Genomic DNA, 12,744 nt, shown 5'->3' with positions numbered 1-12,744 from the left:
ACGATGTCCTGTACCGATCGACTGTAACGTGACTGCGCTCAGCCTATCGGGGACGGCATGGCGACGGTGCGGTAAGCGCAGGTCAGAGTTCGATCGGTCGCCGGGTCGCGCAGCTCGACCTTCCACGCGCTCGCGAACTGGTCCACCCCCGGAACCATCGACACCGTGCCAGACATCAGCACCGTGCCCGCCCGGAAGAGCCCCCGCTCGGTGAGGACGTCGAGCCAGTGATCGGGCGAGAGCAGATCGCCCAGAGTGCCGTCCTGGATCAAGGTCTCGTCGTCTCCGACCCGGGCGCGCAGCGTGATGTCGTCGAGGCGGTCGGCCACCTCCGCGAGCCGCCAGGCCCCGGTGCCGAGCACGTCGGGTGAGGCGTTCTTGCTCCACGCGACGCTGTGCACCTCGAGATCGCGATCGGTGTGGTCGCACGCGACGGTCAGCAGCACGTCGTCGCGGGTGGGACCCGTGATCACCAGTGCCCACTCCGCCTCGCCCGAGGTGTGTCCGTGCTGGACGTGCACCTCGGAGGTCTGCTGTGCCAGGTAGGGCGAAATGGGGTACATCGCCGGAATGGTGGTCGGTGCGGGAACGCCGAGCTCGGCCAGTTCGGCGATGTGGGACGCGACCTCGGCCTGGTCACGGCCCGCGTACCCGGCGTTCAGGAGTGTGGTCACGGTGACCGACTCGGTGGAACCGTCGGGAAGTTCGAAGGTCAGTGTCGTCATCATTTCTCCTGTTACTTCTCTGTTTCGGGAGCGCTCGAGGGGTTGCGCATACGTCTTGTATACAGCAAGTATATGAACCACGACACCCGAAAGGACATCCCATGGACGGCACGACACCCGACGGCCGAGGGGCGGTGCGTCCCGACCGGACTGCGCTGACCAAGGCTTTCGCTGCCAGCCTGACCGGTACGGCACTGGAGTGGTACGACTTCGCGGTCTACTCCGCGTCGGCCGCACTGATCTTCCCCATCATCTTCTTCCCGGAGAGCGACCCGTTGACGGGAACGCTGCTCGCGTTCTCGACCTACGCCGTGGGATACGTCGCGCGGCCGATCGGCGGGTTCGTCTTCGGCCGCCTCGGCGACGTCATCGGACGCAAACAGCTGCTCGTCATCACGTTGTTGCTCATCGGCGTCACGACGTTCCTCATCGGACTGCTGCCGGGCTACGCGACCATCGGCGTCGCGGCGCCGATCATCCTGGTGGCGTTGCGCTTCGCGCAGGGCGTCGCCGTCGGTGGCGAGTGGGGCGGTGCCGTCCTGCTCTCGAGCGAGTACGGCGATCCGCGCAAGCGTGGATTCTGGTCGTCCGCGGCACAGATCGGCCCGCCCGCCGGCAACCTGATGGCCAACGGCGCTCTCGCGGCCCTGACCTTCGCCCTCACCGAGGAACAGTTCGAGTCGTGGGGCTGGCGCGTGGCGTTCCTGCTGTCGGCCGTGCTGGTCGGCTTCGGGCTGTGGATCCGCCTCGAGCTGGAGGACACCCCGGTGTTCAAGGCGCTGCAGGAGAGCGGCGACCGACCCGAGGCACCGATCACCGAGGTCTTCCGCGAGCAGAGCCGCCCCCTGATCGCCGCGATCCTCTCGCGCATCGCACCCGACGTCATCTACGCCCTCTTCACCGTCTTCTCCATCACCTACGGCGTGCAGAAGCTCGGCTTCGTGCGCAGCGAGGTGCTGACGGCCATCCTCATCGGCTCGGCGTTCCAGCTGGCCACCATTCCACTGGCGGGCGCACTGTCCGACATCGTGAACCGGCGACTGCTCTACGCCGTCGCCGCCGTGGGCGGCGTCGTGTGGGTGGCCGTCTTCTTCCTCCTCATCGGCGGCAGCTCGTTCGGCATGCTCGTCCTGGGCGTCGTCGTCGGACTGACGTTCCACTCGTTCATGTACGGGCCGCAGGCCGCGTTCGTGACGGAGCAGTTCTCGCTGCGCCTGCGCTCCACCGGTGCCTCGCTGGCGTACACGATCGCCGGCGTCTTCGGCGGCGCGATCGCTCCGCTCATGTTCACGTTCCTGCTCGACCGCACCGACAGCTGGGTGCCCGTCTTCGTCTACATCATGGCGATGGGTGTGCTCACCGTCCTCGGCCTGGCACTCGGCCGTGGTCCCGATCCCGCGGAGGAGGAGAGCTACGTCGCGCAGAACCTCGGCGCCGAGCAGCTCTCGGCACGGGAGAGCTAGCCGCGCAGCAGGATTCGCATGGTGACGTCCAGGTGTGCATCGATCTGCGCGGACGCCGCGGCCAGATCCCCCGAGGCCAACGCGTCGACGATCGCGCGATGCTCGGTGCACACCTGGCGCTTGCGGTCGGGAGCGCCGAACAGCGCGGACAACCCGGCACGCAACTGCCGCGCCCGCAGCCCGGCGTACGTCCGGGACAGCAACTCGCTGCCTGCGGAGTCGATCAGTTCCTGGTGGAACGTCCCGTCGAGGTCGATGAAGGTTCGAGCGTGATCCTCGGCGGCACCGGCAGCCAGGGCCTCCTGCGACTCCAGAGTGGCCGTCATCGCCGCGATGGGTACGTTCCCAGCGTCGATCGCCTTCTCCGCGGCGTGCCGTTCGAGCACGCCGCGCAGGTCCATCAGTTCACCGATCTGGCGCCCGGACATCGGCGGCACGTACGCGCCCCTGCCGCGCACCATCTCGATGAGACCCTCGGACACCAACAGCAGCAACGCTTCTCGGACCGGGGTGCGCGACACCCCGATCTGCGACGCCAGCTCGCCCTCGTTCAGGAACGTGCCCGTGAACGCCGGTTCGGACAGCACGCGGTCGCGGAGATAGACATAGGCACGCTCGCGACCGGACTGTTCTTGCATACTGTGTGTATACCAGTCACGACCCTCGACACCCCGCACGCCGACATCAGGAGCACCGCATGAGAATCAACCTCGCCCAGATCACCGCGTCCCGCGATCCGAACGAGAACCTCGACCTGGTGCGCTCGTCGGTCCGTGACGCCGCGGACGCGGGCGCCCGGCTGTGCGTCCTTCCCGAGGCAACGATGCGCCGATTCGGCGGATCGATCGCCGACGTCGCCGAGCCGCTCGACGGCCCCTGGGCCACCGCGGTGCGCGAGATCGCCGACGACGCGGGCATCACCGTCGCGGCCGGCATGTTCACCCCGGCCGTCGGCGGTGACGAGCGGGTGCGCAACACCCTGCTGATCACCGGCGGGGGCGTCGAGGCGTCGTACGACAAGATCCACCTGTTCGACGCGTTCGGTTTCGCCGAGTCCGACACCGTCGCACCGGGAACCGAGCCGGTGGTCGTCGACATCGACGGCGTGGGTGTCGGCTTCGCGACGTGCTACGACATTCGCTTCCCCGGCCTCTTCCAGACCCTCGCGGACCGCGGCGCCCTGCTCACCGTCGTCGCCGCGTCGTGGGGCCGCGGCCCCGGCAAGGTGGATCAGTGGACACTGCTCGCCCGCGCCCGCGCACTGGACTCGACGACGTTCCTCGCGGCCTGCGGGCAGGCGGACCCCGCCGAGTCGGGTATCGAGATCTCCGGCTCGGCACCCGTGGGCGTCGGCAACTCGATGGTGGTGTCCCCCACCGGCCACGTGCTCGACCAGCTCGGCGCGGCGCCCGGTCTGCTCACGCTCGACATCGACCCGAACGAGATCGACGCGGTGCGCCAGAACTTGCCGGTGTTGGCCAACCGGAAGTTCTGACGCACCGCGTCGGGGGTGTCGCGAGGGGCGGGCCGATCAGCGGCCGTCGATGCCCTCGTAGCCGCGCTCGGTGTAGCCCGTGTAGATCTGACGGGGGCGGCCGATCTTGGCGTTCGGGTCCTGGTGCATCTCCTGCCAGTGCGCGATCCACCCGGGCAGGCGGCCGAGCGCGAACAGTACCGTGAACATGCGCTCGGGGAAGCCCATGGCGCGGTAGATGAGGCCCGTGTAGAAGTCGACGTTCGGGTACAGCTTGCGCTCGACGAAGTAGTCGTCGGACAGGGCGACCTCTTCGAGCTTCATCGCGATGTCGAGCAGCTCGTCGTTGGTGCCGAGCTTCTCGAGAATCGAGTGCGCCGTCTTGCGCACGATGGCCGCGCGCGGGTCGTAGTTCTTGTAGACACGGTGTCCGAAGCCCATGAGCTTGACACCGTCCTCCTTGTTCTTGACCCGCTTCAGGAAGTCCGCGCTGTCGCCGCCCTCGCTCTGGATGCGGTAGAGCATCTCGAGGACGGCCTGGTTGGCGCCGCCGTGCAGCGGACCCCACAGTGCGTTGATGCCGCCGGAGATGGACGTGAAGAGGTTGGCGTCGGACGAGCCGACCAGGCGCACCGTCGACGTCGAGCAGTTCTGCTCGTGATCGGCGTGCAGGATGAGCAGCATGTCGAGCGCCTTGACCATCTCGGGATCGGCCTCGTAGGGCTCGGCCGGGAAACCGAAGGTCATGCGCAAGAAGTTCTCGACGTAGCTCTTCGAGTTGTCCGGGTACAGGAACGGCTGGCCCACCGACTTCTTGTACGCGTACGCGGCGATGGTCGGCAGCTTGGCCAGCAGACGGATCGTCGAGAGCTCGACCTGCTCGGGATCGTTCGGGTCGAGCGAGTCCTGGTAGTACGCGGACAGCGCGTTGACCGCGGACGAGACGACGGGCATCGGGTGGGCGTTGCGCGGGAAGCCGTCGAAGAAGCGCTTGAGGTCCTCGTGCAGCAGGGTGTGCCGACGGATGCGGTCGGTGAAGTTCTCCAACTCGACGGTGGTGGGCAGCTCCCCGTAGATCAGCAGGTAGCTGACCTCGAGGAACGACGACTTCTCGGCGAGCTGGTCGATCGGGTATCCGCGGTAGCGCAGGATGCCCTCGGCACCGTCGATGTACGTGATGGCGGACTTGGTGGAGGCCGTGTTGACGAACCCACCGTCCAGCGTCGTGTACCCGGTGTTCGCGAGCAGTTTGCCCAGCTCGATACCGTCGTTGCCTTCGGTCGCTCTCGCAATGGTCATCTCGTGTTCGCCGCCGGGATAGATCAGCTTGGCGGTGGCGGCGTTGTCGGCATTCTCAGCGGGCACGAAGGGTCCCTCTCGAGCTCGGTGTAACGGAACTTGTGGTGTCTCGATAAAACTAGTCGTCGCCGACCTCGTCCGCCCAGGGAGGGTCCGCCCCCGGTCGTGACACGGTGATGGCGGCTGCCTTCGCGGCGAACGTGAGAGCCGCCGTCCAGGCCTGTGAATCGAGTCGCAGAAGGTCCGCCGACGAGCGCACGCCGTGCTCCGTCAGGTGGTGGAGCATCGCCCCGTGGACGGTGTCGCCCGCACCGATGGTGTCCGCGACCTGCACCGACACACCGGGAACGACTGTCTCGCCGGCCGTGGTGACCACCGACAGTCCGTCCCCGCCGCGCGTGACGACGACGGCCGTCACGCCCGCGTCCAACCAGTCTCGGACGGTGGTGCCCTGCGGCCCCTCCCCCAGCCATCCCGCGTCCTCGACCGACACCTTGAGGATGTCGATCGACGGAAGCCAGGTACGGAACCGGGCGCGGTAACCGTCGCCGTCCGTCATCGCGGCCGGGCGGATGTTCGGATCGAGCATCGTCAGGACCCCGGCGTCGTGCACCCTCGCGAGCAGCGCCGCGTACACGCTCGCGCCCGGCTCGTAGAGCAGCGACAACGTGCCGAACGACGCCGCGGTCACCGACTCGGGGATGGTCGCGGGCGCCTCGACGAGTCGGTCCGCGGTGCCGTCGGCATAGAACGAGTACTCGGCGGCGCCGTGCGCGTCGAGCACGGTCAGGGCGAGCGTGGTCAGCTCCGGCCCACGCTGCAGCAGGTCGAGTCCCACCTTCGACGCCTCCAGCCACGCCACCAGGTCGCGGCCGAACGGGTCGCGGGAGATGCGGGAGAGGAACTGCACGTCCGCACCGAGGCGGCCGAGCGCGACGGCGACGTTGAACGGGCCGCCGCCCAGCTTCGGCGTCAACGCGGGACCACCGCCCTGGCGATCCGGCACCAGATCGACCAGCGCCTCGCCGCACACGAGGATCGTCACGAGGCGCTCCCGTCGTCCGCCCGGATGCCCCAGCTCCCGGTCCAGGTCTCCCCCGGCTCCAGCACGATCAGCCCCACCCCTGAGTTCAGCGCGTCCGGTGGACACGTCATCGGTTCGATCGCCAGGGCGCGGCCGCGGTCCGGGTAGGCCTGATCGTGCGCCGGATCCGCCGTGAACACCTGCACCCACGGGAAGTTCGCGTCGGTCCACAGCACGGTGGCTGCGCTGTCCGGCGGCGTCAGGTACTGCCGTGCGATGCCGTCCGCGTCCGGGACGAGGGCACTGAACGGGGTGTCGAGCCAGACTCCGGCGAGGCTCCGCGCCGCAGCGAAGTCGAGGTCCGTGTCCTGCACGGGCACGGGGCCGCCGCTGGGCAGGTTGCGCTCGCCGTCGAGCGGGAGACGCACACCCGCCGAGAGTCGGAGCGTGCACTCGTCCAGGGGCGCATCGCCTGCGCGGACGAACGAGTGGACGCCCATGCCGAACGGCGCCGTGCGATCCCCGACGTTCGTCGCCGTGTGGGTCACGGTCAGACCGTCGTCACCGAGGCTGTGCCGAGCTGTCAGCCGCAGCGCGAAGGGCCATCCCTGCTCGCCACCGATGTCGATGGTGTGGGTGATCGACGAGTCGGACCGCTCCGCGACGTCCCATTCCCGTCGACGGACGAGTCCGTGACTCGCGTTGTTCCGGGCCGGTTCGGTGATCTCGAGCTGATGTGTCTCACCGTCGAACGTGAACCGGCCGTCGCGCGTGCGGTTGGGCCACGGTGCGAGAACAAGCCCCGCCGACAACGGGGGTTTGAGGGCGACCCGATCCCGACCGGCCTCCGGCCTGCCCGCGTCCCACGTCTCGGTGAGCCGCCGGCCGGCATGCTCGAGGGCTCGCAGTCCCGCACCGGTGGCGGCGACGTCGGCTCTGTACGCACCGTGGCGCAGCGAATGGGACAGGGCGGATGGCGCGTCGTCGACCATGGCAGCACGCTACCGCCCTGATGTGACGCGCCGTTCTCTGTACGGTGGATCGGGTGTCCACAGTCGTCGTCGCCACCGAACCGGTGACATCCCGCCGTTGGTTCGACAGGACCCTCGTCGACATCGTCGTGGTCGTCGCCGCCCTCGTGGTCTTCAACCTGACCGCGCACTTCGCGCCCACTCCCATCGCGGTCGCCGCGGTGCCGGTCGGGGCCCTGCTCCTGCTCGCCTTCGCTCGTGCGCGCGGCGTCCAGTGGAGCGACCTCGGGCTGAGCAACATCGGGCGCGGAGCCCGTCACGGCGCCGCTGCGGCCGGACTCACGCTGGTGGTGGTGGCCATCGCCGCCTCGATCCCCCTCACCCAGAGCGCCTTCCTCAACGAGCGGTACGGCGTCAACGTCGGCGCCACGCTGTTCGCGGCCCTCGTCATCATCCCGCTCCAGACCGTCATTCCCGAGGAACTCGCGTTCCGCGGCGTCCTGCACGCGAAGTTGTCGCGGCGCTTCGGCATTCGCGCGGTCGCCGTCATCGGCTCGCTACTTTTCGGCCTGTGGCACGTGGCGTCGTCACTCGGCCTGACAGTGGGCAACGACGGGTTCTCCGCCGTGCTGGGAACCGGACTGTTCGGCCAGATCATCGGGGTGTGCGGCGCGGTCGCCGGGACCACCGTCGCCGGCTTCGTCTTCACCTGGCTGCGCCATCGCGGCGGGAGCATCCTCGCTCCCATCGGTCTGCACTGGGCACTCAACGGCGCCGGCGCGTTGGCCGCACTCGCGGTGTGGCACGTCACCTTCCACTGAGGTCGAGCGTCGCGGCGAGATTCCGCACGATGTCGGCGTAGAACGCGCCGGTGTCCTCGGTGACGCCGACCAGATGGCCGAAACGCTCGAACGACACCGCGCCGAAGACCGTGATCCACGCCGACAACGTGCGGGCCACCAGGTCGGTCGTCATCACGCCGCCGACGTCCTCACCGGTGGCCTGGCGATAGTGCTCCACGACGAAGTCGCGCGCCGGTGAATAGATGTCGTGCTCGATACGGACCGGCGGTGAGGACCGATGCGCATCGACGACGATGCTCACCACCACGAGAGTCGGGCGCGTGGCCGGACCGACGGTCGTCTGCGGCGCTCGATAGCCGGGCACGGGCGAGCCGTACAGCAGCGCGTACTCGTGCGGGTGCGCCGCGGCCCACGATCGCAGTGCGTCACACACCGCGACCCAGCGGTCGACAGGCTTCCCACCCTGCGGATCCGCATCCTCGAGGGCCGCACCCAGCTCGTCGTAGCACTGCACGATCAACGCGGTGAGCAGGTCGTCCCGGCTCGCCACGTAGCGGTAGACGGCCGAGGACACCATGCCGATCTCCCGCGCCACCGCCCGCAGCGACAGCGACGCGGGACCGACCTCGGCGAGCTGCGTCCGTGCGGCGCTCAGGATCGCTGCCATCGTCTCCGTGCGTGCGGCTTCGCGGGGCGTGGGCATGCGCCCACAGTAACCGAGAGCACCGCTCTTGACTTTCGAGAGCGGTGCTCTCATAGTTGTGTCGAGAGCGGTGCTCTCCACTACGGAAGGTGTTTCCCATGTCCGATCGTCACGTCGTCGTCGGGGCCGGCCCCGTCGGTTCCCATGTCGCCCGCCTTCTCGCCGACCGCGGCTCCGAGGTCGTCCTCGTCTCCCGCCGAGGCACCGCCGTCCCGGGTGTCACGGCCGCCGCCGCGGATGCCTCCGACGCCGACGCTCTCAGCGCGCTCACCGAAGGCGCCCGTGCGCTGTACAACTGCGCCAACCCCGGCGATTACACGCAGTGGCAGCAGATGTGGCCGCCGCTGGCGCGGTCGCTGCGCAGCGCCGCCGAACGGACAGGTGCCGTCCTGGCCGTCACGGGCAACCTCTACCCGTACGGGCCCGTCGCCGACGGTGTCATGCGCGAAGGAATGCCCGACGCCGCCGCCGACCACAAAGGCGCGCTGCGAGCGCAGATGTGGCGCGACCTCGCCGACGCGCACCGCGCCGGAACTCTGCGGGCAGTCGAGGTACGCGGTTCGGACTACGTGGGAACGGGAGTCGGCGCGAACGGGCATGTCACGCGTCTCCTCCCCGCTGCGCTCGACGGCAAGGCCGTCTGGGCGATCGATGCAGCCGACGTGCCGCACTCGTTCACCGATGTCCTCGACGAGGCGCGAGCGCTGATCGCCGCCGTCGACACCCCCGAATCGTGGGGACAGGTGTGGCACGCGCCGACCAATCCCGCTGTGACACTGCGACAAGCGATCACCGACACACTCGAGGCCGTGGGCAAGCCCCCGGTCCCCGTACGCGTGGTGCCCCGGTCGATCACGCGGGCAGCGGGTCTCGCCGTGCCGATGCTGCGAGAGTTGAACCAGCTGTCCTACCAACGCACCGCGCCCTACGTCCTCGAATCGACGCGGTCACAGCAGATGCTGGGTATCGAGCCCACCCCCTGGGCGGAGGTGTGCCGCCGCACCGCTCAGGTCTGAGCGGTGACGCGGTATTTCACGAACGCCGGGATCGCAAGGGCTGCGATCATCACCCCGACGATGACCAGCACCCCGCCGCCCGCCGCCGCGGCCGCGGTACCCACCATGAAGGCGGCCGCGCCGTGCAGGACGTCGCCCACCCGCGGGCCGCCCGCGACCACCACGATGAAGACTCCCTGCAACCTGCCACGCATGTCGTCGGTGGCCACGGACTGCAGCATCGAACTCCGGAACGCGGCGGAGATCATGTCGGCGCCGCCGCCGATCGCCAGGAAGCCCAGCGCCAGGTACAGCGCCCACCCTCGCTGACCGACGGTCGCGAGCGCCACGGAGACGCCGAACCCGATCATCGCGCCGCCCCACACCACGATGCACGCGATCACCGCGACACCCTGACGCTGCACGCGCGGCAACCACCCCGAGAAGATTCCGCCCAGCACCGCGCCCGCCGACAGCGACGCGAACAGCAGTCCGAGGACGAGTCCACCCTCGGCCGGGTCACCGAACGTCTCGGTGGCCACCTCGGGGAACAGTGCGCGCGGCATCCCGAACACCATCGCGATGATGTCCACGACGAACGAGGCGAGCAGCACCTTCTGCGTCGCCAGGTAGGCGAACCCCTGGAACACCTCGCGCAGACCCGCGCGTCGGGACTCCCCCGTCGGCGGAATCTTCGGCAGTCGCGCGACTGCCCACAGGGTCACCGACAGCGCAATGGTGTCGAGCAGGTACAGCGTCGGCAGCCCGAACGCCGGAATCAACGCACCGGCCAGCATCGGGCCCGCGATGGCACCGAAGTTGAACACCGTCATGTTGAGTGAGTTGGCGGCGGGCAACTGCCGCACCGGAATCAGGCGCGGGATGATGGCGCTGCGCGTGGGTTGGTTCACCGCGAAGAAGCCCTGCTGCACGGCGAGCAGCACCAACACGATCCACACGTTGTTCAGCCCCAGGTGCGCCTGCAGCCACAGCATGAACGACGTCGCGCCGATCCCCACCGTGGTGATCATCAGCAGGGTGCGCCGATCCATCACGTCGGCCAACGCCCCGCCCCACAGCCCGAACACGACCAGCGGAACCAACGCGAAAGCACCCGCGAGTCCTACGTACGCCGAGCTCGACGTGATCTGGAAGATCTGTTGCGGCACAGCGACGACCGAGAGCTGGGCGCCGATGACCGTGACGACGCCCGAGGCCCACAGGCGTCGATAATCGGGATTCTGGAGAGGAGTGGTGTCGGCGAGAAGTTTCACGGTTGCAGACGCTCGACGCCGGACGCCGTGACCACCAGCCTGTTGTGCAGACGGTTGTTCCGGCCCTGCCAGAACTCCACGGACTCGGGCGCGATGCGGAGGCCGCCCCAGTTCGGAGGCACCGGCACATCCTGGTTCTCGAACCTGTCGGTCACGTCGGCGAGGTGCCGTTCCAGGTCCTGACGCGATCCGATGGGGCTCGACTGCTGCGACGCCCACGCACCGAGCTGCGACCCCCGCGGCCGGGTGGACCAGTAGGCAGCCGTCTCGTCGGCGCTCACCCGCGTGACCGGTCCGCGCACCGTGAGCTGGCGCTGGATGCCGATCCACGGGAACGTCGCCGATGCGAAGGGCGTCGACTCGAGATGGCGGGCCTTCGCGGATCCGTAGTTCGTGTAGAAGACCACACCCGACTCCGACAACTCCTTGCACAGCACCGTGCGGGTCGCCGGTCGGCCGTCCGCGTCCACCGTCGCGAGTGTGATGGCATTCGGTTCCGGCAGACGCGCGTCGATCGCCTGCTGCAACCACACACGGGCGAGCGCGAGCCAGCCGTCGGCGAGGTCGCTCTCCTCGAGATCGTCGTCCCCGCCATACGCCACCCGCATATCCGCCAGGTCGATGTTCTCGCTCACCGCGCAGACGCTACTCCCGGAGTACGGTGCGGCCCGCGCTACCCACTAGGGTGCGGTGAGGTGCAGGTCCACGCATGAAAGCGGGGTCCGCGGACACAGGAGAACGAGGGATCTTCATGGCCCAGGAAACAGTGGTACCGGAGGGCTTCGTCGCCGGACTCGAGGGCGTCGTCGCCTTCACCACCGACATCGCCGAACCCGACAAGGACGGCGGCGCACTGCGCTACCGCGGCGTCGACATCGAGGACCTCGTCGGCAAGGGCGTCACCTTCGGCAACGTGTGGGCACTGCTCGTCGACGGACGCTTCGGCCCCGGACTGCCGCCCGCCGAACCCTTCCCCCTCCCCATCCACACCGGCGACGTCCGCGTCGACGTCCAAGCCGGACTCGCGATGCTCGCACCGATCTGGGGCTACGAACCGCTCCTCGACATCGACGACGACACCGCCCGCGAACACCTCGCCCGCGCCTCCGTCATGGCGCTGTCCTACGTCGCCCAGTCCGCGCGGGGCATCTACCAGCCGGCCGTGCCGCAGACGCGAATCGACCAGTGCTCCACCGTCACAGAACGATTCATGACTCGGTGGAAGGGCGACCCCGATCCCGCCCACACCGAGGCCATCGACGCCTACTGGGTCTCCGCCGCCGAGCACGGCATGAACGCCTCCACCTTCACCGCCCGCGTCATCGCCTCCACCGGAGCCGACGTCGCCGCCGCCCTCTCCGGAGCCATCGGCGCCATGTCCGGACCGCTCCATGGCGGCGCCCCCGCCCGCGTGCTCCCCATGATCGAGGAAGTCGAGAAGTCGGACGACGCACGGGCACTGGTCAAGGGCATCCTCGACCGGAAAGAGAAGCTCATGGGCTTCGGGCACCGCGTCTACCGCGCCGAGGACCCCCGCGCCCGCGTCCTCCGCGCCACCGCGCAGCGCCTGAACGCACCCCGCTTCGAGGTCGCCGCCGCCCTCGAACAGGCCGCACTCGCCGAACTGCGCGAACGCCGCCCCGACCGCGCCATCGAGACCAACGTCGAATTCTGGGCGGCCGTCATCCTCGACTTCGCCGAAGTACCCGCGCACATGATGCCCGCCATGTTCACCTGCGGCCGCACCGCCGGCTGGTGCGCCCACATCCTCGAACAGAAACGCCTCGGCAAGCTCGTGCGTCCCGCCGCCATCTACACCGGCCCCGCACCGCGCTCCCCCGAGAGCGTCGAGGGGTGGGGCACCATCGCGTGAGGTAGGCGGGGTGCCCAGTTGCTGGGTGCCCGGGTTTCCGCCGCGCGCACCGCACGGTGTTTCGCGCATTTCTCGTCCTGCGCGCGTAGCCGAGCGGTGCGCGCGGGGCAAGGGGCGGGCGCTCGAACCCGGGGATGACG

Annotated in this window: 13 protein-coding genes; 5 read left to right on the top strand and 8 right to left on the bottom strand. The window is 69.0% G+C overall.

What is annotated here, in order from left to right:
- Window positions 1–38: 38 nt before the first annotated feature.
- Window positions 39–725, bottom strand: coding sequence for a DUF2848 domain-containing protein (locus HQ308_RS13365; RefSeq protein ID WP_056447514.1), 687 nt, complete (start codon window positions 723–725; stop codon window positions 39–41).
- Between the two features lie 101 nt (window positions 726–826).
- On the opposite strand from HQ308_RS13365, the gene HQ308_RS13360 reads away from it, so the two are divergent.
- Window positions 827–2,188 (top strand): MFS transporter, encoded by a 1,362-nt coding sequence (locus HQ308_RS13360; RefSeq protein WP_222646648.1) that lies wholly within the window; start codon window positions 827–829, stop codon window positions 2,186–2,188.
- Here HQ308_RS13360 and HQ308_RS13355 read toward each other — a convergent pair.
- Window positions 2,185–2,826, bottom strand: a complete 642-nt coding sequence (locus HQ308_RS13355) for a GntR family transcriptional regulator (protein WP_027504209.1) — start codon at window positions 2,824–2,826, stop codon at window positions 2,185–2,187. The two genes, HQ308_RS13360 and HQ308_RS13355, sit on opposite strands and share 4 nt — an antisense overlap.
- Before the next feature lie 59 nt (window positions 2,827–2,885).
- Here HQ308_RS13355 and HQ308_RS13350 point away from each other — a divergent pair, with 59 nt between their 5' ends.
- Window positions 2,886–3,683 carry a carbon-nitrogen hydrolase family protein gene (locus HQ308_RS13350; RefSeq protein ID WP_222646647.1) on the top strand — a complete coding sequence of 266 codons (798 nt, stop codon included), beginning with the start codon at window positions 2,886–2,888 and terminating at the stop codon, window positions 3,681–3,683.
- 36 nt (window positions 3,684–3,719) lie between these two features.
- Here HQ308_RS13350 and HQ308_RS13345 read toward each other — a convergent pair whose 3' ends face one another.
- From HQ308_RS13345 to HQ308_RS13335, 3 genes are read right to left on the bottom strand one after another with little or no spacing between them, the layout of a single operon-like run.
- Window positions 3,720–5,027 carry a citrate synthase gene (locus HQ308_RS13345; protein ID WP_037183979.1) on the bottom strand — a complete coding sequence of 436 codons (1,308 nt, stop codon included), beginning with the start codon at window positions 5,025–5,027 and terminating at the stop codon, window positions 3,720–3,722.
- Window positions 5,028–5,079: 52 nt separating this feature from the next.
- Entirely contained in the window at window positions 5,080–6,006 is a 927-nt protein-coding gene (locus HQ308_RS13340; protein ID WP_222646646.1) for a carbohydrate kinase, read from the bottom strand.
- A complete protein-coding gene (locus tag HQ308_RS13335) occupies window positions 6,003–6,977 on the bottom strand; it encodes an aldose 1-epimerase family protein (protein WP_222646645.1) in 975 nt (324 codons plus the stop codon). The genes HQ308_RS13340 and HQ308_RS13335 overlap by 4 nt, the downstream gene beginning before the upstream one ends.
- Window positions 6,978–7,030: 53 nt before the next feature.
- Between HQ308_RS13335 and HQ308_RS13330 the strand changes: the two genes are divergently transcribed.
- The gene (locus tag HQ308_RS13330) at window positions 7,031–7,777 is read left to right on the top strand and encodes a CPBP family intramembrane glutamic endopeptidase (protein ID WP_307109221.1); all 747 of its coding nucleotides are present in this window, start codon (window positions 7,031–7,033) and stop codon (window positions 7,775–7,777) included.
- Here the strand turns inward: HQ308_RS13330 and HQ308_RS13325 are convergent.
- Window positions 7,764–8,462: a TetR/AcrR family transcriptional regulator gene (locus HQ308_RS13325; protein WP_222646644.1), complete on the bottom strand. Its 699-nt coding sequence runs from the start codon at window positions 8,460–8,462 to the stop codon at window positions 7,764–7,766. The two genes, HQ308_RS13330 and HQ308_RS13325, sit on opposite strands and share 14 nt — an antisense overlap.
- A gap of 98 nt (window positions 8,463–8,560) precedes the next feature.
- On the opposite strand from HQ308_RS13325, the gene HQ308_RS13320 reads away from it, so the two are divergent.
- The gene (locus HQ308_RS13320; RefSeq protein WP_222646643.1) at window positions 8,561–9,478 is read left to right on the top strand and encodes an NAD-dependent epimerase/dehydratase family protein; all 918 of its coding nucleotides are present in this window, start codon (window positions 8,561–8,563) and stop codon (window positions 9,476–9,478) included.
- On the opposite strand, the gene HQ308_RS13315 is transcribed toward HQ308_RS13320, so the two are convergent.
- Entirely contained in the window at window positions 9,469–10,731 is a 1,263-nt protein-coding gene (locus HQ308_RS13315) for an MFS transporter (RefSeq protein ID WP_222646642.1), read from the bottom strand. The two genes, HQ308_RS13320 and HQ308_RS13315, sit on opposite strands and share 10 nt — an antisense overlap.
- Window positions 10,728–11,339, bottom strand: a complete 612-nt coding sequence (pdxH, locus tag HQ308_RS13310; RefSeq protein WP_056447512.1) for a pyridoxamine 5'-phosphate oxidase — start codon at window positions 11,337–11,339, stop codon at window positions 10,728–10,730. The genes HQ308_RS13315 and pdxH overlap by 4 nt, the downstream gene beginning before the upstream one ends.
- A 143-nt stretch (window positions 11,340–11,482) precedes the next feature.
- Between pdxH and HQ308_RS13305 the strand changes: the two genes are divergently transcribed.
- A complete protein-coding gene (locus HQ308_RS13305; RefSeq protein ID WP_027504219.1) occupies window positions 11,483–12,604 on the top strand; it encodes a citrate synthase 2 in 1,122 nt (373 codons plus the stop codon).
- The last annotated feature ends 140 nt before the right edge of the window (window positions 12,605–12,744 follow it).

The organism is Rhodococcus sp. BP-241, from assembly GCF_019836145.1.
Lineage (GTDB): Bacteria > Actinomycetota > Actinomycetes > Mycobacteriales > Mycobacteriaceae > Rhodococcoides.
Note: the sequence above shows the minus strand (reverse complement) of the source record. Positions and strands in the feature narration are given on the sequence as shown.